Raw genomic sequence first — 22,195 nt, 5'->3', positions numbered from 1 at the left:
TGTATGCCCGCGTGGCATACAACCTTTTATTTTAAGACACCGCTGTATAAAATATTTACTTCTACCTCTGGTTTGAATTTTACTTTTGCATAATCTTTATTCCAATTTTTTTTCTTCCATAAGTCAGGATGATAGGCGATAAGATGTCTTCCAATACCGAAAGCATCACAATTTGCCTTTTGTAGTTTGTTTGTTATTTTTTTCGCTTCTTTCGTGAGTTGTTTAGAAAGTTCTTTATTTAACTTTTCTCTGTCAGCCATTGTATACAGATTATCTCGCGGGGATTCAAGTGCTATCACTTTTAGTTGAAGCTTAATGTGAGCATAAACATTTCCTTTTTTATCTGTTGTTATTTGTAAGTCTCGTTTTAATTTTCGATTGCTAATTTCCATTGTTAAATAATCAGATGTTTTCTCTGATTCATCACTAGTAAGTTTTTGGGTTATACGGGCACTTGTTCCCATTTTTCCGGTTAATAACACGAATAAAACAGAGTGTCTCAAAGGTAAATGCCCAGTTAATTTATCATTGTTAAATAAAGCTAATCCGTTTGTAATTACTTCTTTTCCTTTTATTTTTATAGAAGGGAGGGTAAAGTCTTTACCGGGATCTAACATTTTTGTAGCAGCTGTTTCTAAAGTTTCTTTTGGAAATACACTCATATCTTCTAAGCTTTTCACTTTTTTCTTTAGAAAATCTCCAATTAGTAAATTTCCTACTTTCTTTTTTTCTAGTATCTCGGATGTTTCACCATCTACTGCAATAAGTTTTACTAAAGCAGTTGGGTTTGTTGGGTCCCGAAAGCTGACATCTAAATAGGGGAGTATACCTTTTTTTAGAATTTTGGTTCCTAGTAATTGAACACCATATTTGAAGTAGCGAATATTTCCAGTTACATTTTTTTTTAGGGCATCGCTTGTATCCCTTATGTTATGCCCGGTTGCTGAATGTATTTCATTTTCGAATGAAGATTGCTCTCCGCTTGAACTTTTTACGAGCTCGATTGTTTGCTGGAGTTTATTCTCTTCCGTAATATCAGATCCAATACTATAAGCTAACCTCGCCTCCCTTAATGGTTCTTGATCCCAGCATCCAGAAAGGAATGAACAAGCACATAATATAGAAAGTAATTTAACTCTTTTTTTGAACATACTGTTCTCCTTTCTTATTTCTTATTACTGAATAAAGTAGAAATAGAAGAGGGAGGACAACAATGAAAATATAGGTGAACTTATCAGTGAAAGTTGAAATTACTTTTAATTCTTCCGGTGTATCTATAAATAAGGCTACACTAAAAGTAATAATACCAACGATTGGAACAGCTTTTTTATGATTAGCAAGATTGAATATATGTCCAATTCCGATTGAAGCAGCACAATAATAACTAGCAATAGAAGCCACAACTGTTATCATCCATATTGGTATGAATAGTAAATCAGTCCGATCTATAATCCCGATATGTAGAGAACGCAATAAGTAAGCAACTGGCTCTGGAATAAGTTCAATTTGCTTTGGACTAAATACGATAAAGCAAATCCAAACAGTAAAAGTATAAAAAAGAGTTACAAATCCATTAGCGATAGAAATGGCCTTCAGTTTTGCGACAGAACTGCCATTTACTTTTGGGAAAGCGATAAGAATGATTTCAAAACCATACATGGCTGTAATTGTTTCCTTGGATGCTTGAATTATATTCCACCAGCCGGCTTCTGTAATGGGAAAAATATAAGAGAAATCAGCTCGGGAAAGCCCTAAGGCAATTAAAAGGGCCATTGGAATAATGAGGATAGAGGCCATGACATAAAATCGTACGATGACTTTAAAAGTGTTATAAGCTACATAACAACAAGCTATTGTAAATAGCATGAGAATGGCAGACCAAGGAGTAGCTTGTAATATCCAAACTTTAATGACATTACAAGCATTTAACATAACCGTCATACCGATAAGGGTGAAATAAAAAACATAAGCTAAGCCTAATAGTTTTCCAAACTTATTACCAAATAGCATACAAACACTTTCATACATATCTGCATCAGGAAATCGTTTTAAGAAAAGCCACATAAGTAAAATAATAAGTTGAATTGCAAGCCCGGCGATGAGGGCAGAAATCCATCCGCCACCTTTTGCTATCGGATGAAGACGGTTAGGTAGAGAAAGTATACCAACCCCAATTTGGCATTGAATAACGAAAAAGGTAAATTGAACAAGTGAAATTTTACTTTGCGTGTTTGTCACCGTCCTCATCCTCCCTCGCTACATGTTGGCGTTGCATTTTTTTCGGTTTTGGATCATGTGGCCGTTCCCAAAATGACCAAATTGGTAGTCTTACAAAAGAATCTTTCATATCTTTAATCCGCATTGGGGCAACAGGAGAAAGATATGGTGTATGAAATGAATGTAGCTGACATAAGTGAACGAAAGTTATAATTAGGCCGAACGATATTCCTACATATCCGAATAGGGCAGCAAGGAGCATTAACGGAAAACGGAGAATCCGGACTGCTGAGCTCATATCGTTTGATGGAACGAGAAAAGATGAGATTGCAGTTAAAGCTACAACGATAATCATTGTGTAAGAAACGAGTCCGGCTTTTACAATTGCATCACCAATTACTAAACCACCTACAATACCAATTGTTTGTCCAACTCGGCTCGGCAGACGAATACCAGCTTCTCGTAATAATTCAAAAATCAGTTCCATTAAGAGAGCTTCAAAAATAGGAGGGAGCGGTACTTTTTCTAATGAAGCTTTAATTGTATAAACGAGTTCAAGTGGCAACACATCAGGATGAAAAGCAACCGTTGCGATATATATAGCTGGTAAGAGAAAGGCTATTAAAAAACTCACTAAGCGAATCATTCGGACGAAAGAACCGACAATCCAGCGATTATTATAATCATCTGGTGATTGATAGAAAGCAAATAGTGTAACAGGTACGATGAGCGCTGTTGGATCTCCGTCAGATAGAATAGCAACTCGTCCTTCCATTAAATTTGCTGCGACTCTATCTGGACGCTCTGTATTTAATTGCTGCGGAAATGGTGAAAAAGACGTATCCTCTATAAATTCTTGTATATATCCCGGAGGCATAAGTGCATCTGTCTTAATCGTTTCTAACCTTCTTTTTACTTCTGTAACTAAATCGTCATTTGCTATGTTTTGCATGTAAGCAATTGCCACTTTCGTATGCATTTCTTCACCCAGTGTGAAATATTTAACGACGACGTTTGGACTTTTTATGAGTTTACGAATGGAAGCTAAATTGGTTGCTAAATCTTCTACAAAACCAGTATGTGGTCCACGTACAATGCCTTCATTATCAGGCTCTGCTATATCTCTCTTTAAAGATAAAGCTGTTTCGAAAATACAAAAACTGTCGACTTGTTCATGAAAATATAATGATTTTCCTTGTAATAAAAGCTGCACACCATACTTTAAATTCGTTTCTTTTTTCATATTTAATGTGGCAAAAACTTTACTTAAAGACAAATCCGACCGAGTTAATAAAGGATCAAGAGCTAATTGGTGAATTAAATTTGGGTCTGCTAAAGATTCGATATATAAGATTGTTCCTTTGCCACTTTGAAATGGGACATCTAATTTTTTTATATCATCTGAGTGACATAGCTTATTTTCAATGTAATTAATATTTTCCGGAAGTGATGGAAACATATGCTTTTTGTTATTATCTTGTTGTGAACTTTCCTGTTCGGTCATAATTTCCACCTCTTTTAAAGTGCAATTGTTTCTGTTAATTTTTGTCGTTTGTGAGAAATTTATGCTTGAATTATTTTTTTAAAAAGAGGGTTGAAAGTTACGTTACATTGTCTTTTGTATATTATTCAATTTTATAGCAGTACTTCTAACATTTTTGTCGAATTAAGAAGATATATAGGAGGGATACATATGGAAATAGCTGTAGAACGAGTTTTTACAAAAGAGATTTTAGCAAGAGCAGCAAAGGCATTTCATGTAACAGTGGAAGAAAAGCCGCTTGGAGATTTTGAGAATTATATTTTTAAGGCGAAGGATGATAATGAAGAAGACTATGTATTACGTTTAACACATTCTTCGCATCGCTCTAAACAAGAGGTAGAAGCTGAACTAGATTTTTTACGATATGTTGCGGAGAATGGGGCAAAGGTAGCAGGACCTCTTTACTCAACTTCTCAAAATCTTGTAGAAGAAATTGGAGCGGAAGATAGCACTGTCTTTTTTGCATCTTTATTTACATATGCAAAAGGTGAGCAAGTAAAAGGAGAAGAATCGCCTTATTGGGGAGAGACTTACTTTGAAGCGTGGGGAAAAGCAATTGGCCAACTGCATCGCCTAACAATGAACTACCCTAAAACAGGCTATCGTGATACGTGGGAAGAAGATGAGAGCGGGATTGTTAATGAATTAGAAGATGATCAAGTGAAAAAGATTGCAGCGATATTAATGGATGAAATAAAGGCTCTTCCAATTGAAAGAGAAACGTTCGGTCTTATGCACGGTGACATTCATCCAGGTAATTTTCATTATGATGGAAAAGAGCTAACTATCTTTGATTTTGATGATGCGGCCTATAATTACTTTATACACGATTTAGCGATGGTTCTCTATTACTCTGTTCTATTTACACCGTGGACAGCGGAAGAGAAGACAGACTTTGCTCGTAAACAGTTACAAGCGTTAAGGAAAGGCTATGAGTATGAGCACAGACTGGCGGATAGTTGGTATGAATCGATACCGTTGTTCTTACGTTTGCGTGACATAGGTCTATACGGCACGCTTCAAAAGAAGTTTAAAGGGAAAGATATGCCAGATAACTTCCGGAAATTATCTGAAGAATTATATAAAAGAATTGTAAGCAAAGAAGCAATTGTGAATATATAATACATTTTGTTCAAAACAAAGCATACAAAATAAATGTATGCTTTGTTTTTTTATACAAAAATATGTTTGTTTTATTAAAATAATATTGTTATAGATTCGGTATACACTTATAATTTTATATATATTCTGAATATTCTTTATAAAGAAGGGGGAGGAATGGTGGAAGCTTTCGTAAATTGGTTAAATAATATTGTTTGGAGTCCCGCACTTGTTTATTTATGTTTAGGAGTAGGTTTATACTTTTCCATTCGAACGAAGTTTTTACAAGTAAGACATGTAGGAGAAATGGTGAAGCTGACATTTCAAGGAGAAAAATCAGAGGCTGGTGTTTCTTCATTCCAAGCGTTAGCACTTTCGTTATCAGGGCGCGTTGGGACAGGGAATATAGCTGGGGTAGCAACGGCAGTTGCATTCGGTGGACCAGGAGCTGTATTTTGGATGTGGGCAGTAGCTTTTTTAGGAGCAGGATCAGCTTATGTAGAGTCGACACTCGCACAAATATATAAGACGAAACATCAAGGACAGTTTCGTGGTGGACCTGCTTATTACATTGAAAAAGGTTTAGGTGTGAAATGGTATGCTTTAGTATTCGTTGCAGCTACAATTCTGGCAACTGGGCTTTTACTACCAGGTGTGCAGGCGAATAGTATTGCTGTAAGTTTAGAAACGGCTTTTGGAATTGACACTACAGTATCAGGAGCTTTATTAGTAGTTGTATTAGCTCTTATCATTTTCGGTGGAGTAAAGCGAATTGTTAACGTTGCACAAGTTGTCGTACCGTTTATGGCTGTTGGTTATATTTTAGTAGCTTGCGTCATTGTTGCTATGAATATTGAAAAATTGCCAGAAGCATTTATGTTAATTATAAGAAGTGCATTTGCATTAGAAGCAGCATTTGGTGGTATTATCGGTTTAGCAATTTCTTGGGGAGTAAAACGTGGTATTTATTCTAATGAAGCAGGGCAAGGAACTGGGCCACATGCAGCGGCAGCAGCTGAAGTATCACATCCAGCTAAGCAAGGCTTAGTGCAAGCATTTTCCGTTTACATTGATACATTATTTGTTTGTTCAGCAACAGCATTTATGATGATTATTACAGGCATGTATAACGTATTTGATGCAAGCGGAAAAAACTTTATCGTAAATAAATTAAATGGTGCACAGCCAGGACCTGGATATACACAGGCAGCAGTAGAGTCTGTTTTCCCTGGATTTGGAAACGGTTTCGTTGCAATCTCGTTACTATTCTTTGCATTTACAACAATTATGGCGTATTACTACATTGCAGAAACGAATATCGCGTACTTAAATCGTGATAAAGACCGTCCGTGGTTGTCTATGGTATTAAAATTTGTATTTTTAGGAACTGTATTCTACGGTTGTATAAAAACAGCAGCAACGGCTTGGGCTTTAGGTGATATCGGTGTAGGGATTATGGCATGGGTAAATATCATTGCGATTTTATTGTTACAAAAACCTGCATTAGTTGCATTAAAGGATTATGAAAAGCAGAAGAAAGAAGGAAAAGATCCAGTATTTGATCCAGGGCCATTGGGAATTAAAAATGCTGATTTCTGGGAACATGAATACGGAAAAGATAAGAAAGAAGAAGTATCTTAACTTAATAGAATAGAAATGAAAAAGCAAAGGGAAAATGCCTTTGCTTTTTTTTATGGACAAAATGAGGCTGGAAGTTATTTTTTTGCCTATTTTTGAATATAAAAAGAATGTACATGCTTTGTTAGAGGGAGGGGGGAGTATGTTGATAGAATTTCGTAATGTAAATAAATATTATGGCAACTTTCAAGTTTTAAAAGATATTAATGTGCAAGTGAAAAAAGGTGAAGTGGTAGTAGTTGTTGGGCCTTCTGGATCAGGAAAAAGCACGTTGCTTCGGTGTATAAATCAATTAGAGACAATTACAGATGGAGAGTTAATTGTACAAGATACGGATGTACACAATGCCAAAACGGATATGAATGAATTACGCCGAAATATCGGGATGGTTTTTCAGCATTTTTATTTATATCCACATAAAACGGTTCTTCAAAATATTACACTAGCGCCTATTAAAGTAAATAAAGTTTCAAAAGAAGAAGCGGAGAAAACCGCAATGTTTTATTTAGAGAAAGTAGGGATTCCAGAGAAGGCTAGTGTATATCCGCATCAATTATCCGGAGGACAACAGCAAAGGGTGGCAATTGCTAGGGGGCTCGCAATGCAGCCGGAAATTATGCTATTCGATGAACCTACGTCTGCTCTTGATCCAGAGATGATCGGGGAAGTACTTGATGTTATGAAAACGCTAGCTAAAGAAGGGATGACGATGGTTGTTGTCACGCATGAGATGGGATTTGCGCGAGAAGTAGCAGATCGGATTTTATTTATGGATGATGGCAAGATTATTGAGGATACAACACCGGCGCAATTTTTTGCGAGTCCTGAACAAGAAAGAGCACGTTTATTTTTAAGTCGAGTGTTAAATCATTAAAGGAGGAATTTTATGATTAAAATGAAAAAGTTGTTTACCTTAATCGTATTTTCATGTTTATTCGTACTTGTCGTTGCTGGGTGCGGAAGTAAAAAAGATGAGGCGAAAGAAACGAATACGAAGCAAGGCGGGGCCATTGAGCAAATTAAGAAGCGTGGGAAACTAGTAGTTGGGGTGAAGAATGATACGAACTTATTCGGATTGAAAAACCCTTCAACAGGGCAGGTAGAAGGATTCGATGTTGATGTTGCAAAGGCGCTTGCGAAAAAAATTCTCGGAGATGAAAAGAAACTAGAATTAAAAGAAGTAACGTCTAAAACGCGTATTCCACTATTGAAAAACGGTGACATTGATGCAATTATCGCAACAATGACAATCACAGAGGAACGTAAAAAAGAGGTAGATTTTTCAGAGGTATATTTTAAAGCAGGGCAGTCGTTGCTCGTGAAAAAAGGGAGCGATATTAAAAGTATTGATGATGTGAAAAAGGGTGTGAAAGTGTTAGCAGTAAAAGGTTCAACATCTACAAATAACATTCGTCAAAAGTCACCGGAAGCGACTGTATTAGAATTTGAAAATTACAGTGAGGCATTTACGGCGTTAAAAGCAGGAAAAGGTGATGTTTTAACGACAGATAATGCAATTCTTTACGGCATGGCAAAACAAGATTCGAATTATGAAGTTGTAGGGAAAATTTTTACGGATGAGCCGTACGGGATTGCGGTGCAAAAAGGTGCGGATGATTTAACGAAAGAGATTAATAGCTTGCTAAAAGATATGAAGGCGAGTGGGGAGTACGACAAACTGTATGAGAAATGGATTGGGCAAAAACCAGAGAAGTAAAGTGAAACTTGATTTCTAGTGATAAATAGTAAAAGCGAGAGGATGAGAGTACTCATCCTCTTCTTGTAAAGAAAGAGGGGAGAGTATGTGCCTGATTTTTCTATATTAACGAATAACATTGATATGTATTTAGAGGGCTTTAAATATACAGTGTTGTCTAGTGTAATTGCATTAATAGGCAGTTTTATTTTAGGGGTAGTATTGGCGGTAATGCGTATTGCACCGATTCGCATTTTAAATTGGTTGGGAGCTGCTATTGTAGAATTTGTAAGAAATATTCCGCTCGTATTAATTGCATTTATATTCTATTTCGCTTTACCTGTAGTAGGAATTACTTTAAATGGTTTTGTAGCAGGAACAGTTACGCTTACGGTATATACTGCAGCATTTATTGCCGAAGTCATTCGCGCAGGTATTTTATCAGTCGCGAAAGGCCAAATGGAGGCAGCACGTTCTTCAGGATTGACTTATACGCAAGCAATGTACTATGTCGTTTTACCTCAAGCGATGAAAATCGTAATCCCTCCTTTAGGAAATCAATTTCTCAATTTAGTAAAAAACTCTTCCATACTCGGAATTATCGCTGGTACGGATTTAATGTATCAAGGAGATTTAATTTCAACGAAAACATTTGTTACGTTCGACGTGTATATATTTGTTGGGATGTTTTATTTAATATTAACGATTCCGCTCAGTATGCTAGTGCGTTATTTAGAAAAACGCTTGGCAAAGGAGGCGGTGTAAATGGATTTTAAGGGAGCAATAACAGGTGATCATATTCTCTTTTTATTAAAAGGATTGCTTATAACGTTAGAGGTAGCGCTCGTAGCAATTGTACTTAGTTTTATTATTGGTAGTGTAATAGGGATTGTGCGGTACACAAAAATACCGGTCGTCTCACAAATACTAGGTTTTATCGTTGAAGTGATTCGGAATTTACCGTTACTTTTAATTATATTTTTTACTTATTTTGCACTACCTGAAGCGGGCTTGAAATTAGAAATTATAACAGCCACAATTGTCGCTTTAACAATATTTGAAGCTGCAATGATATCTGAAATTGTTCGAAGCGGTCTATCATCTATCGAAAAAGGGCAAATCGAAGCAGCGAGGTCTTCCGGATTAACGTATGTTCAAGCGCTATGGCATATTATTTTGCCACAGGCATTAAGAAGAATGGTTCCGCCGCTTGTTAGTCAGTTTATTTCATTACTGAAAGATACGGCGCTCGCAGTTGTTATATCATTACCAGAACTTATGCATAACGCTCAAATTATTAGCGGACAGAATGTAAATTATATGATTCCGACTTTTATAGTAGTAGCTTGTATGTACTTTATCGTAAATTATAGTTTATCAATTTTATCGAGAAGATTAGAACTTCGTTAACCCTTACAAAATATGTAAGGGTTTTTCCTTGTTTACCCTTATTTTCCTCTAAATAGAATCTGAATCTTACAATAATTCGATTTTTTATATTATTTTATCAGAAAAGTTTTAATTTTATATAGAAATTGTAACCGCTTTCGTGTATATTTTTATTATCAGAAAATTTTAACAAGATATAGGGGTATTGGTAGGGGGAGGATTTAGATGCAGCAACCAACGAACGAGCAATTACATCGTACGATGAAGAGTAGACATTTATTTATGATCGCACTAGGTGGTGTAATCGGGACTGGTTTTTTCTTAGGTTCAGGTTACACCATTAATCAGGCTGGACCAGGGGGAGCCATCCTTTCATATTTAGTAGGCGGATTTATTATGTATTTAACAATGCTTTGTCTTGGCGAATTAACGGTAGCGATGCCAGTTTCAGGTTCTTTCCAAAAGTATGCGACGAAGTTTATTGGACCAGGAACGGGCTTTATGATCGGCTGGCTATATTGGCTTGGCTGGGCAGTAACAGTAGGACTAGAATTAACGTCAATCGGTTTAATGATGAAAAGATGGTTTCCGAATGTTGATGTTTGGGTATGGTGTCTCGTATTCGGCGTTATTCTATATGCGTCAAATGCAATTTCGGCGAAAAGTTATGCTGAATTAGAATTTTGGTTCTCTAGTATTAAAGTGGTTACAATTCTTGCATTTGTTGTTCTAGGTGGTAGTGCATTACTAGGGTTTATATCATATGACGGAAAAGAAGCAGCACCTCTTTTCTCTAACTTTGTAAGCGATGGTGGATTATTCCCGAATGGACTAGCTGCTGTATTACTTACGATGATTACAGTTAACTTCTCGTTCCAAGGAACAGAGTTAATCGGGATTGCAGCAGGAGAAAGTGAAAATCCAGAAAAAACAATTCCACGTGCGATTCGTAATACAGTATGGCGTATTATGTTATTCTTCATTTTAACAATGACAATTTTAGTAGGATTAATTTCTTGGAAAGAAGCAGGCGTAATTGAAAGTCCATTCGTAGTTGTATTTGATAAAATCGGTATTCCATATGCAGCTGATATTATGAACTTCGTTATTATTACTGCTTTATTATCTGTAGCGAACTCAGGATTATATGCAGCAACTCGTATATTATGGTCACTTGCAAATGAAGGAATGGCACCAACTTCCTTCAAGAAAGTAAATAAAAGAGGTATTCCAATTACAGCGCTAGTCGTAACGATTGCGGTAGCTGGTCTTTCTTTATTCACAGGTTTCCTTGCAGAAGATACAGTATACATGTACTTATTATCTATAGCTGGTTTATCGGCTGTATCAAGTTGGATCATTATTGCTCTATCGCAACTGCGCTTTAGAAGTCAGTATATAAAAGGCGGAGGAAAGTTAGAGGACTTAAAGTATAGAACACCGCTATATCCGATTGTTCCTATTTTAGCTTTAATTACAAATAGTATCGTTGTTATTAGTTTAGCGTTTATTCCTGAACAACGAATGGCGTTATATTGTGGTATTCCATTTATCATTTTCTGCTATATATATTATTATATGAGTAAGAAACGGCAGAAACCGATGAAAGTGGAGATGGAAAAAACAAATGAAACTAACAATCAAACACGATGATATAGAGGCAAATTTATCGTATGATCAATTAGCAATTGGAAAAGAAAACGGATATTCACCGTTACAATTACTCGTTTCCTCTATCGCAGGATGTAGTGCAATTGTCTTTCGCACAATTTTAGAAAAGAAACGTATTCCATACGATACGTTTACAATTGAAACTGAAATTGGGAGAAGTGAAGCTTTATCGAAACCAGTTGAAAGTATTCATTTGCACTATAAAATTAAAGCACAAAACATTACAGAAGAGCAGTTGGACAAGGCGTTGCAACTTGCAGTGAAAAATTGCACGATTGTTCAATCTGTAAAAGATAGTATAAAAGTTACGGAAACAATTGAACTAATAAAGTGAAATATAAAAACGTGAGAATATAGCTCTCACGTTTTTATGTTTTTAATAAAAGGGGAAAGTATGATGGAATGTTTAGGTTGTAAATTAGCAAACGAAGAAGAAAAAATATATAAAGTATATGAAGATGAATATGTAACATGCTTTTTAGATCATGAACCTTTTTATCCAGGCCATACTTTAATTGTGCCGAAGCAGCATGTTGTAGAAGTAGACGAATTAGATGATATTGTAGCGAAATCCATTATGGATGCTTCTAAGATTATTACAAAAGCGATTAAGGCATTATATAAACCAGATGGAATTACAATTTGCCCCGCATTAACGGGCAGTAAGACCCCATATCTCAAAATTCAGTGAAAACAAAGAAGTTAGTTTGGGGATCCAACTGCCCGTAAAAGCCCGATTGGTTCAACTAATAATCAGTGGGGGATGAACAAAACCCCCACTGATTAAAGTTTCACTTTATCAAAATGGTGGAATCTTTAACGAACTAACGCACTATCATATGCATGTCGCACCAAAGTATAAAGAGCGCTCGTTTGCTGAGTTTTATACAGTACAACCGGGAGAGAAGGAGAGTCATAACTTAGAAGAGACAAAGAATTTGTTAAAAGAAGCGATAGAGCAAATACTGCTTACTGAAAAGACATAAGTGGGATGTTCTTAATGGAACAGTCAGGAAAATTCTAATAAACAAAAGCCCAATTTCTCAGTTAAAATAGAGAAATTGGGCTTTTGTTTATTCTATTATTAAATTTTATCTATAAAAAGATTTTGCATTGTCACTTAAAAATTGGGCTTTTGTTTATTCTATTATTAAATTTTATCTATAAAAAGATTTTGCAGTGTCACAAAGTATAGCGCTCATTCGTTATATAGAGTGAGAGGAGGAATTATATGAAGGTTACAAACAACGATTATGAAAAGATGGAAGAGCTATATGAGTTGTATGAACAAAAAATTTATTATGTAGCTTATTCTATTTTAAATAATATTCAACAGGCTGAAGATGCGGTTCAAGAGACGTTTATTACTCTTTATAAGAACTTGGAAAAGCTCCATAGCTTGAGCATTGAAGAGCTTAAACGTTACATTTTGAGGGTCGCGAAAAACAAGGCAATTGATAGTTACCGGAAAAATAAACGACATGAAACATTCTTAGAAGAATATGAAAGAGAATCAACAGAAGCAGTAGATGAAAATATAGAAGAGTGGGAAAAACGTGTAATGTCCGAGGATCAAATTGATGCATTGCTAAAAGAGTTAAATGAGTCTAACAGACAGGTGTTAAAGTACAAAGTCTTTTATAACTTAACGTATCAAGAAATTTCAAGTGTCATGGGAATAACGGAGGCAAATGTCCGCAAACAGTTTGAACGCGCTCGAAAGCGAGTTCAAAATATGATAGGAGGTATACAACATGACGAATTCAAAGAACTCCAAAGAAATATATGAACTTGCTGAAAAAATTGCTTTAGATGATTTTGATAAATCCGAAGAACAACATGAATTTTCACATACATATACGCGCAAAAAGAAATTGTTTATGGAGGAAATGAAGCTGAAAGATGGACAACCACAGAAAAAGCGTAAAAGACATCGTATGTTAATCGCTGCTGCCTGCTTATTGATTGGTATGCCGACAACCGTTTTTGGTGCAGTAAAAGTCTATAATATGATTGTTCAAAAACAAAATTATGAAGTAAATGTGTCGGCAACAAATAAGGACACGAAAAAGGCTGATAAGTGGTATAAGCTGAAAATCGATAAATTACCAGAAAATATGGAAGCAATTGATGACAGTGCTATGAAATATTCATTTAAAGATAACTACGCACTAGGTGGATTTTCATTTGCTCTTTGGAGAGTAGGGGGGAATTCAGATTTTCCAACTCTGTACTCGAAAAGTTATGAAGAACAAGAGATAAATGGTAAGAAGGCAGTAATTATCCATAGAGAAACTGGTAATAAAGATTTAATGTTTAATAGAGTGATTTTTCTCTATTTTGAGGAAGAGGGAATTATGTTACAAAGTTATATTGGAAACGATATAAACGAAGAACAAATGATAGATGTGTTAGGGAGCATTTCACTTGAGCCCACGTCAAAAGAAAAGTCATCACATATAAGTGATTATGATAAAAAGTATTTTAGCCAAGAAGGTAAAACAACTAAGGTGATTCCTTTGAAAAAAGATAGCAAACGACTATTTCATATAGGACAAAAGGTTCCAGTAACGATATCTATGGATCAGAGCCAAATTGAATATGTGATAGAAAAAGTTGAAGTTTTTGATTCGATCAAAGATTTTAAGCAAGAAAACTTTAATGAAATGGGATTAGGAAGACTAAGCGAGAATCAAGCTTTGGATCAAGCGAGACAATTGATACCATATAGACGGGATGAATATAAAGTTGGAAATGGTAAAGATTCAATTGATAAACTAGTAGAGTCAAAATTAATTCATCCTAAATTTGTCTACCTGACAACAACAGTGAAAAATATAGGTAAACAGGAGACAGAAGAAATTTATATGCATCCATCCATACAAGTGCTTAAAGGTAAAGGAAATGTATGGAATTATGCTGGGAAAGATGGAATTGCAGAAAGAAATATTATGACGGGTGAAGTGGATTATTTAGAACCTCACGGAGGTGGAAAAAGCTTTTACAATATTGGCAGTATCACACCAGGACAAACCGTAAAGGTTAATCTAGGTTATTTTGTAGATGAGGATAAACTAGATTCAATCTTTTTGGATGCTCTCAATTACAGAGGGACTGGCGACACTGAAAATATGAATGCGAAACATCGTTGGTGGTTTGATATTCGTCAATAGTAACAACTGAACAAAAAAGCTGCTTATATTTAGCAGCTTTTTTCGTCTTCATACATATGTAAAACTTCTTTTGCGCGTATACGTAAACCATCTATCAATTCTTTCGGTTCTAAAACTTTTGCATCTTTTCCAAGTCTATAAAATAAAGGAGTAATAAAGTTAATCTCACCTTTATCAATTGTTGAATTTATATATCCTGTCCCATCCTCGTTTACTATAACGAATTCCTCAAGATAAGGAACGCTTTTACATTGGCGTACGCCTTCTGTTGTCAGTAAAACATGTAACTGAGTAGGACTGTGTACTACGTTAGAGTTAGAGGCAAACCACTCTTCTAAATTCATGAATGTATCCTCATTTTCTTCCGTTGATAATATAGAAAGAATACGATCGATGCGATACAGTAATACTTTTTTCCTGCCATAGTCATAGGACGGTAAGTACCATAGCCCGTCATGAGAATATACACCGATAGGATGAACATGTTTTGTTTTTATCCCCGATTTAGATTCGTATTGAAAGTGTAAATTTTTATTTTCAATAGCCGCTGTTAACACTTCGTTTAAAAGTGGGGTCTCAATTGTTCTCTTTGGATTCCAAAAGGCGATATAAGAACGTATTTTATCAACTTTCGCTTTCGCCTCATGTTGTAGAGAGCTATATAGTTTATGAGTGACAGAATTGATTTCTGTATTAAAAGGCAAGTCTCTGTAGTAGCTTAAAGATTGAAAAGCAAAAAAGATGGAGACTGCTTCTTCTTCCGTAAATAAGATAGGTGGAATGATTCTATTCGTTAATACTTTATAGCCTCCGTTACGACCTTGTTCTGCGTAAATGGGTAATCCCATATCACTTAAATCTAAAATGTATCTATGGACAGTACGAACGGAGATATTAAATTCATCAGCTATTTCTTGAGCTGTAAATGTCTTTTTGGCAGAAGCAAATATAAGAATATCTAATAAGCGTTTAGCTTTTGACAAATGTATCACCTTTTTCTTTTTAACATGACATAAAGTGTCATGTTTTATTGTTAGTATATTGTTTACATCATATGTTATCAAGATGAGATGCAGGGAGGAAAAGATATGTCACGTGAAATAGTTTTATTTATTGCGGCGAGCTTAGATGGATATATTGCGAAAGAAAATGATGATTTACAGTGGTTAATGGAAACGGAAGGAGAGGGAGATAACGGTTATACAGAAATGTACGAAACGATTGATACAATAATAATGGGAAAGAAAACGTACGATTATGTAGTAGAGCATACGGAAACATTCCCGTACTTAGATAAAGCATGTTATGTTTTTTCTCGTTCAGAAAAAGGTTCAGACGGAAACGTGGAGTTTGTAAATGAAGATGTAGTGGAGTTTACAACAAGGTTAAAAGCACAAGATGGATCTAAAATATGGATGGTCGGTGGAGGAGAGCTACTGAGAGAATTCTTTAAGAATAATCTAATTGATGAATATATTGTTACGATTACACCGCATATATTAGGTTCTGGAGTTCCGTTATTTCAAGACAAGAACCCGGAAATTAATTTAACTTTAACGGATACGAAACGTTTTGGACAATTTGTAAATTTATATTATAAAGTAAAATGATAAAGAAACACGACTACTGATGGTAGTCGTGTTTCTTTATAGATGGTAATGAAATTATAAAACAAGATCCATGATCAACTTTACTCGTGACAGTAATCGTCCCGCCATGTAGTTCTACGATTTCCTTCACGATAGAGAGCCCTAAGCCAGTTCCACCTGTAGCGCGTGTTCTTGCTTTATCGACGCGGTAAAAGCGGTCGAAAATGTGAGGGAGGTCTTCAGGCGGAATACCTTCGCCTTCATCTGCAATTGTAATGGAAATACGTTTATGTTCTTCTGTAACAGAAATATTTATATGAGAATGCTCTTGTGAATGTCTATAAGCGTTATTTAAAATGTTTACCACAACTTGTTCAAATCGCTGTTCATCTAAGTTTATTAGCAGTGTAGGAGGACAAGAGAAAGAAACTTTAATGTATCTTTCTTTATACATGGCATTTATTTTTTCGGCTATGCGAGTAAGGAAGGTGTGTAAATATACTTCCTTTACTTGAATAGAGAAGTTATGTTGTTCCATTTGTGCAAGTGAAAATAAATCTTGAACTAAGTTCGTAATATAATCAGACTCATCTTTTATAATAGATAAATATCGCAAACGTTGCTCAGGAGATGTGTTTTCCTTTAAAGCAATGTCAGCATAACCTCTTACGTATGTTAACGGTGTTCGTAATTCATGAGCAACGCTTGCTAGAAATTCACTTCGCTCTGTTTTCATATAATGTAAATCATTAGCAAGCGTTTGAATAGACGATGCTAGTTCACCAATTTCGTCATTTCGAGTAGTCGTTAACGAAACAGATAAATCGCCTTTACTCATTTTTTCAGTGGCATGTTTCATGTGTAACAATGGCTTTGTTAACAACCGTGATAATAGAAAGATAGTGATGACTGTTAATAGAAACGTAAAGACTCCGGCAATAATGAATTGTCTTGTTAGCCCGTTAACCATTTCCTCGATTGATTCTGTTCCGAGAAACATATATACGTAGCCTTCCGTTTTTCCAGCCACTACAATGGGGCTAACTGTACATATATAATTAGATGTTTTCCAATGATTTTCTATAATTGCTCCATCATGATCTGTCCGTGTTTGCATCTTTTCAATATGCTTTTTTATAGTAGTATTTATTTCGTTGGATTTAGCTAGTACATCCTTATTTGCATTTGTAATAACGACAGTGGTTTCGGCTTCGGATTCCATTAGTGCAACATGGGAGATTGTTTGCTTATCAAAATACTTTTCAAGGACATCTCGGTGACTATTTCCGCGCTTTAATAAAGCTGTCATTTCTTCATTTACTCTATTGTTGACAAGGCTATAATAAAGCAAGACAAATAGAACACTTTCGATTAAAAGTGTAACAATCAAAAAATAAAATCCGAGCTGAATAGAAATTCGCTTCATTGCTTTGCTCCTTAATCTAGAGTATCAACCCATCGATATCCGACTCCGTAAACAGTTTTTAAATGGTGATCAATAGGGAAATTTACTTTTCGTAATTTATCACGCAAATTACGAATATGTGAATCAACTGTTCTATCTTCTGTATTTGTATTTAATCCCCAAATTCGTTCAATGAGCTGATCACGGCTTAATACGTAGTTCACATGACGTAAAAATAATCCGAGTAAAGAGAATTCGATTGGAGTGAGAAGAAGTTCTTCATTATAGACGGAAACGAAATGCTTTGCCTCATCCCATAAAATACCGTGATATTGGATTTGCGCATCTTGATTCGTACGCCGTAAAACAGCTTCAATTCTTGCGAAAAGCTCCTCTTCATGGAAAGGTTTTGTTATGTAATCATCTGCCCCGAGTTTTAATCCTTGGACGACATCTACTGTTTGATCACGGGCAGTTACCATAATAATAGGAACGTTACTAAAGGAACGAATTCTTTTACATGTTGCCCATCCGTCCATTTTTGGCATCATAATATCGAGTAAAACAAATTTAAAATTTTGGTTTTCTATATGTGAAATAGCTTCTTCACCAGATACTGCACATACGCAGTTATATCCAATTGGGGTCAGATAAAGCATTAATAATTCAAGCATTCTCGGTTCATCGTCTACGAGCAGTATATCAATCATAGAGAGCCCTCCATAGTTATAATCGTTACTTAAAGTTTAATGCAAAATCATGAAGAAATGGTGCAGATTATGATGCATCTGCATAATTTCTTCAGAATTTCTTGTTATTGTAAAGTTGAAATTCCATTTTAGGTAATGATATTGGCTCGAAAATGATTCATACGGAGGCGGTATAGTGAAAAGAATGACCCGAGTTTTGGGGATAACAATAGTTACAGCAGTTGGTCTTGCGGCATGTGGACAAACAAATACAGATCATAAAAACCATGAATCTAAAGAAGAGAAGAAAACAGAGCAGAAGGAAATGAAAATGAAGCAGGAGGTAACTGCGCCGAAAGAAATGAATCAAGGTGCATCGAATGATTTATTAACGACAAGTTTAAAAAATGTAACGAGGTTAAACACAAATGATCCATTGCAAATGGCTGTATTAACTTCACAAACGATATGGCCAGCAACTCATAAAGAGAATCAGCCAGGCGCTGTTATTTTAGTGCCAGTGAGCGAGTGGCAATTAGGGATTGCAAGTGCGGATCTTATTCATCATCCGAATAACGGGGCGATCTTATTTATAGAAAAAGAAAAGGTACCTGAAATGACGTTAAAAGAAATAAAACGGCTAAATCCGCTCGGAACGAAAGATGGAACACAAATTATGGTGATGGGAGATGTCGGTGCATCAATCCTGGAGCAATTAAAAGATTATAAAGTAAAGCAAATAAAGGAAACGGATCCAGCTATATTTGCAAAAGATGTTGATAAAGAGTACGCGGATATAACAGGAAGTTATCCAAATAGCGTCATTATCGGCTCATCCGAAGAGGAAGGACGTTTATATACAACACCAGCTGTAAATTGGATTTCTCATATGCCAGAACCACTACTCTATACAGAAAAGAATAAAGTGCCAGAAGCGACGATAGAGGCATTAAAGATGAGAAAAGATAAAGCAAATATATATGTACTAGGACCAGAAAAAATCGTTTCAAAAGAAGTAGAAAAAGAGTTAAGCAAATACGGGAAAGTAACGCGTATTAGTGGAGAGACTCCAGTAGAAAATTCTATTGCATTTGCAAAGTTTAAAGATGAAAAAACAAAATTTGGATGGGGATTCACGAAACCAGGCCATGGTGTATCATTTGTTTCAAACAAAACACCAGACTTAGCAGTTGCAGGAGCACCATTTTCACATATGGGTAAACATGCGCCTGTTATCTTGTTAGAAGCAGGAAAAGCTTCACAACCAGTGTATGACTTCCTTGCTACTATTCAACCGAAGTTTAAAGATGACCCAACACTTGGACCATATAACCACGGTTTCTTATTAGGAAGTACGAGTGATATTTCATTTGAAACACAAGGTATATTGGATGAGAGATTAGAGATTGTGCAAGAAAGTGGTCAAGGGCACGGTGGACACTAATAAAGTGAAACTTTAATCAGTGGGGGTTTTGTTCTTCCCCATTGATTATTAGCCCGCACCAATCGGGCTTTTACGGGCAGTTGATCTCCACCTAACTTTTTTTTGAGGCGGAGTCTTACTGCCCGTTAACGGGGTAAAAGGAGCAAAGGCGCTACTAAGGTAGGGTCTTTTTCTTTAGGAAACTTTTACATAGCAAAAATCTCTCTACTCGTTATATAATAGCCTTCGTGCAGTCGGCTTAGATTTTCTTATGGAGAAAATCAAATGATAAAAGAGTAGAGGAGTGGTATTTTGTTTCAAACGATAAAAAATGATTGGTTTTCCAATGTGAGAGGGGACGTACTATCAGGAATTGTTGTTGCTTTAGCGTTAATTCCTGAAGCAATTGCTTTCTCTGTTATTGCAGGTGTGGATCCGACGGTTGGGTTATACGCAGCCTTTTGTATTGCAGTTACCATTTCATTTGTTGGTGGAAGAACTGGGATGATTTCAGCTGCAACAGGTGCAATGGCATTACTAATGGTAACGCTTGTTAAAGATCACGGTTTGCAATATTTATTTGCTACAACAATATTAACAGGTATTGTCCAAATTATTTTTGGCGTGTTCAAACTGAGCTCATTTATGAAGTTTGTTCCGAAATCTGTTATGAGTGGTTTTTTAAATTCACTTGGAATTTTAGTTTTTACAGCGCAATTGCCGCATTTTAAAAATGCAACTTGGCAAATGTATGCACTTGTCGCATTAGGACTTGTAATTATATATGTATTTCCACGTATTACGACGGCCGTACCGTCTACACTTATTTCAATTATTATTGTGACGAGTATTGCAATTATGAGCGGATTACAGTTGAAAACAGTAGGGGATATGGGAAGCTTACCGAAAGAATTACCGTTCTTTAGCATTCCTGACGTGCCTTTTACACTTGAGACATTAGGGATTATTTTACCGTACGCAGTTATGCTTGCAATTATCGGTTTACTAGAGTCATTATTAACAGCTTCGGTTTTAGATGATATGACGCATACGGAAAGTAATAAACATAAGGAAGCACGTGGGCAAGGTATTGCAAACATTGTCGCTGGTTTCTTCGGAGGAATGGCAGGATGTGCAATGATTGGTCAATCTGTTATTAATATTAAATCAGGTGGACGCGGCCGATTATCAACATTTGTAGCGGGCGGATTTTTAATCGTATTACTATTTGTTTTAGGTGATTATGTCGTTCATATTCCGATGGCAGCTTTAGTTGCAGTTATGATTATGATTTCAATCGGAACATTTGATTGGAACTCTGTAACAACGATTCATAAAGTACCAAAAGGAAACGCATTTGTTATGATTGTAACAGTTATGATTGTCCTAATCACACATAATTTAGCATTAGGTGTAATTATCGGAACAGTAATTAGTGCGGTTTTATTTGCATTCAATATGGCAAAGATTCACGTGAAACATTTATATATTGAAAATAAGAAAATATACGAAATTCACGGTCAACTTTTCTTTGCATCTACAGCAGATTTTATAAATAATTTTTCATTTAATGAAGATATAAAAGAAATTGAGTTGAATTTTACTCACGCACACGTATGGGATGATTCAGCAGTAGCTGCAACTGATAAAGTTATCATGAAGTATGAACAAAGTGGCGTGAAAGTAAGTATAACGGGATTAAATGAACGAAGCTTGAAGATTATTTCAAATTTAGCTACTTATAATAAAAGAATTGCTAGTTAGAAGCCTCCTTTTTAGGGGGCTTTATTATATAATACGAGTAGGATAACGAAAAGGGGATTCAGCATATGTACAAACAAATTATATTAGCATGTGACGGTTCTGAACATGCACTTCGAGCAGCGGAACATGCAACATATATTGCGAAATGTAGCGAAGAAACAAATGTTGAAGTTGTGTACGTAGTAGATAATAGAACGGCAAAATCAGATATTATACAAGGTCAAACAGATCTAGAAACAATATCGGCTAGTCGAAAAGATAAATTAAAAGAGATTGAAGGTTTATTAAAGAAAGAGAACATTTCTTATAAAATTACGATATTACATGGCGATCCAGGAGATACGATTGTTCAATATGTAAATACAGGAGATATAGATCTTGTTATTGCTGGAAGCAGAGGATTAAATACATTACAAGAAATGGTGCTTGGTAGTGTCAGTCATAAAATAGCAAAGCGTGTGAAATGTCCGGTGATGATTATTAAATAAATTGAGTGAGATATTCTGTAGTGTAAGCAAGACCTTGATATAATTCGAGGTCTTTTTTGCGTATAAAGTGAGAGAGTGTGGACATAATAGATATATAAGTTTAAAGAGAAATTGTTAACTTACAAATTTGTAAGTTTGTTGTCAGAAAAATCGATGTTATAAAAATTATTCCATTGGTAAAATAAAAATAACGAAGGGGAGATAGGGAGGATGAAAAAGATGAAAGCACTTCAAAATTTATCATATAGCCAAGGTGTCGGTCTTATTTGTTTAGGAGGATTTGCTGCGTCTGTTACGTTAGCTGTTGTAATAAAGATGATTCATCAAATCTTTTAATCTTAGAGTAGGGAAGGAATTGGTTGTTATTAATAGTAAGAGAAGGATGGTAAAGAAAAAATAGCTCCTAGCA

21 protein-coding genes and 2 pseudogenes are annotated in these 22,195 nt (G+C 35.5%); 17 read left to right on the top strand and 6 right to left on the bottom strand.

Annotated elements, in window-relative coordinates:
- Nucleotides 1–26: 26 nt before the first annotated feature.
- Genes gerKC through gerKA form a run of 3 tightly spaced genes read right to left on the bottom strand, consistent with a single transcriptional unit; the run spans nucleotide 27 to nucleotide 3,721 of the window.
- Nucleotides 27–1,151 (bottom strand): spore germination protein GerKC, encoded by a 1,125-nt coding sequence (gerKC, locus tag DN390_RS21200; protein WP_147808350.1) that lies wholly within the window; start codon nucleotides 1,149–1,151, stop codon nucleotides 27–29.
- Nucleotides 1,132–2,238: a GerAB/ArcD/ProY family transporter gene (locus DN390_RS21195; RefSeq protein WP_147808349.1), complete on the bottom strand. Its 1,107-nt coding sequence runs from the start codon at nucleotides 2,236–2,238 to the stop codon at nucleotides 1,132–1,134. Before DN390_RS21195 ends, gerKC begins: the two co-directional genes overlap by 20 nt.
- Entirely contained in the window at nucleotides 2,219–3,721 is a 1,503-nt protein-coding gene (gene gerKA / locus DN390_RS21190; RefSeq protein ID WP_147808348.1) for a spore germination protein GerKA, read from the bottom strand. The genes DN390_RS21195 and gerKA overlap by 20 nt, the downstream gene beginning before the upstream one ends.
- Nucleotides 3,722–3,910: 189 nt before the next feature.
- On the opposite strand from gerKA, the gene DN390_RS21185 reads away from it, so the two are divergent.
- The 12 genes and pseudogenes from DN390_RS21185 (at nucleotide 3,911) to DN390_RS21125 (ending at nucleotide 14,428) form a co-directional block, all read left to right on the top strand.
- A complete protein-coding gene (locus DN390_RS21185) occupies nucleotides 3,911–4,882 on the top strand; it encodes a phosphotransferase enzyme family protein (protein WP_147808347.1) in 972 nt (323 codons plus the stop codon).
- A gap of 159 nt (nucleotides 4,883–5,041) precedes the next feature.
- The gene (locus tag DN390_RS21180; protein WP_147808346.1) at nucleotides 5,042–6,502 is read left to right on the top strand and encodes an alanine/glycine:cation symporter family protein; all 1,461 of its coding nucleotides are present in this window, start codon (nucleotides 5,042–5,044) and stop codon (nucleotides 6,500–6,502) included.
- A gap of 142 nt (nucleotides 6,503–6,644) precedes the next feature.
- On the top strand, nucleotides 6,645–7,373 hold the full coding sequence (locus DN390_RS21170) for an amino acid ABC transporter ATP-binding protein (RefSeq protein ID WP_147808357.1): 729 nt from the start codon (nucleotides 6,645–6,647) through the stop codon (nucleotides 7,371–7,373).
- Between the two features lie 12 nt (nucleotides 7,374–7,385).
- The gene (glnH, locus tag DN390_RS21165) at nucleotides 7,386–8,216 is read left to right on the top strand and encodes a glutamine ABC transporter substrate-binding protein GlnH (protein WP_147808345.1); all 831 of its coding nucleotides are present in this window, start codon (nucleotides 7,386–7,388) and stop codon (nucleotides 8,214–8,216) included.
- 87 nt (nucleotides 8,217–8,303) lie between these two features.
- Nucleotides 8,304–8,960, top strand: a complete 657-nt coding sequence (locus DN390_RS21160; protein ID WP_097950489.1) for an amino acid ABC transporter permease — start codon at nucleotides 8,304–8,306, stop codon at nucleotides 8,958–8,960.
- Nucleotides 8,961–9,605 carry an amino acid ABC transporter permease gene (locus DN390_RS21155; RefSeq protein ID WP_147808344.1) on the top strand — a complete coding sequence of 215 codons (645 nt, stop codon included), beginning with the start codon at nucleotides 8,961–8,963 and terminating at the stop codon, nucleotides 9,603–9,605. It begins immediately after the preceding gene.
- Between the two features lie 204 nt (nucleotides 9,606–9,809).
- Nucleotides 9,810–11,237 carry an amino acid permease gene (locus tag DN390_RS21150; protein ID WP_147808343.1) on the top strand — a complete coding sequence of 476 codons (1,428 nt, stop codon included), beginning with the start codon at nucleotides 9,810–9,812 and terminating at the stop codon, nucleotides 11,235–11,237.
- Entirely contained in the window at nucleotides 11,212–11,589 is a 378-nt protein-coding gene (locus DN390_RS21145; protein ID WP_147808342.1) for an OsmC family protein, read from the top strand. Before DN390_RS21150 ends, DN390_RS21145 begins: the two co-directional genes overlap by 26 nt.
- A 63-nt stretch (nucleotides 11,590–11,652) precedes the next feature.
- Nucleotides 11,653–11,901: pseudogene (locus DN390_RS21140) on the top strand (HIT family protein); the annotation flags it as partial.
- A gap of 154 nt (nucleotides 11,902–12,055) precedes the next feature.
- A pseudogene (locus DN390_RS21135) lies at nucleotides 12,056–12,241 on the top strand (HIT family protein); the annotation flags it as partial.
- Nucleotides 12,242–12,486: 245 nt separating this feature from the next.
- Nucleotides 12,487–13,044 carry an RNA polymerase sigma factor gene (locus tag DN390_RS21130; RefSeq protein ID WP_147808340.1) on the top strand — a complete coding sequence of 186 codons (558 nt, stop codon included), beginning with the start codon at nucleotides 12,487–12,489 and terminating at the stop codon, nucleotides 13,042–13,044.
- A complete protein-coding gene (locus DN390_RS21125; RefSeq protein ID WP_147808339.1) occupies nucleotides 13,010–14,428 on the top strand; it encodes a DUF4367 domain-containing protein in 1,419 nt (472 codons plus the stop codon). The genes DN390_RS21130 and DN390_RS21125 overlap by 35 nt, the downstream gene beginning before the upstream one ends.
- 29 nt (nucleotides 14,429–14,457) lie before the next feature.
- On the opposite strand, the gene DN390_RS21120 is transcribed toward DN390_RS21125, so the two are convergent.
- Nucleotides 14,458–15,411 (bottom strand): helix-turn-helix transcriptional regulator, encoded by a 954-nt coding sequence (locus tag DN390_RS21120; RefSeq protein ID WP_370513481.1) that lies wholly within the window; start codon nucleotides 15,409–15,411, stop codon nucleotides 14,458–14,460.
- A gap of 105 nt (nucleotides 15,412–15,516) precedes the next feature.
- Here DN390_RS21120 and DN390_RS21115 point away from each other — a divergent pair, with 105 nt between their 5' ends.
- Nucleotides 15,517–16,038, top strand: coding sequence for a dihydrofolate reductase family protein (locus DN390_RS21115; RefSeq protein WP_147808338.1), 522 nt, complete (start codon nucleotides 15,517–15,519; stop codon nucleotides 16,036–16,038).
- A 13-nt stretch (nucleotides 16,039–16,051) separates the two neighbouring features.
- Here the strand turns inward: DN390_RS21115 and DN390_RS21110 are convergent, their stop codons facing one another.
- Both DN390_RS21110 and DN390_RS21105 read right to left on the bottom strand, forming a co-directional pair.
- The gene (locus DN390_RS21110; RefSeq protein ID WP_147808337.1) at nucleotides 16,052–17,443 is read right to left on the bottom strand and encodes a sensor histidine kinase; all 1,392 of its coding nucleotides are present in this window, start codon (nucleotides 17,441–17,443) and stop codon (nucleotides 16,052–16,054) included.
- An 11-nt stretch (nucleotides 17,444–17,454) separates the two neighbouring features.
- The gene (locus tag DN390_RS21105) at nucleotides 17,455–18,132 is read right to left on the bottom strand and encodes a response regulator transcription factor (RefSeq protein ID WP_097950480.1); all 678 of its coding nucleotides are present in this window, start codon (nucleotides 18,130–18,132) and stop codon (nucleotides 17,455–17,457) included.
- 175 nt (nucleotides 18,133–18,307) lie between these two features.
- Between DN390_RS21105 and DN390_RS21100 the strand changes: the two genes are divergently transcribed.
- The 4 genes from DN390_RS21100 (at nucleotide 18,308) to DN390_RS21085 (ending at nucleotide 22,122) form a co-directional block, all read left to right on the top strand.
- Complete coding sequence (locus DN390_RS21100) at nucleotides 18,308–19,555, top strand: cell wall-binding repeat-containing protein (protein ID WP_147808336.1); 1,248 nt, start codon at nucleotides 18,308–18,310, stop codon at nucleotides 19,553–19,555.
- A 291-nt stretch (nucleotides 19,556–19,846) separates the two neighbouring features.
- Nucleotides 19,847–21,298, top strand: coding sequence for a SulP family inorganic anion transporter (locus DN390_RS21095; protein ID WP_147808335.1), 1,452 nt, complete (start codon nucleotides 19,847–19,849; stop codon nucleotides 21,296–21,298).
- A 65-nt stretch (nucleotides 21,299–21,363) separates the two neighbouring features.
- Nucleotides 21,364–21,786 carry a universal stress protein gene (locus DN390_RS21090; RefSeq protein WP_000277996.1) on the top strand — a complete coding sequence of 141 codons (423 nt, stop codon included), beginning with the start codon at nucleotides 21,364–21,366 and terminating at the stop codon, nucleotides 21,784–21,786.
- Between the two features lie 210 nt (nucleotides 21,787–21,996).
- Complete coding sequence (locus DN390_RS21085; protein WP_000738299.1) at nucleotides 21,997–22,122, top strand: DUF4027 family protein; 126 nt, start codon at nucleotides 21,997–21,999, stop codon at nucleotides 22,120–22,122.
- Nucleotides 22,123–22,195 lie beyond the last annotated feature (73 nt).

It is taken from the genome of Bacillus sp. SH7-1 (genome assembly GCF_008042405.1).
In the GTDB taxonomy this organism is placed as follows: Bacteria; Bacillota; Bacilli; order Bacillales; family Bacillaceae_G; genus Bacillus_A; species Bacillus_A thuringiensis_N.
Note: the sequence above shows the minus strand (reverse complement) of the source record. Positions and strands in the feature narration are given on the sequence as shown.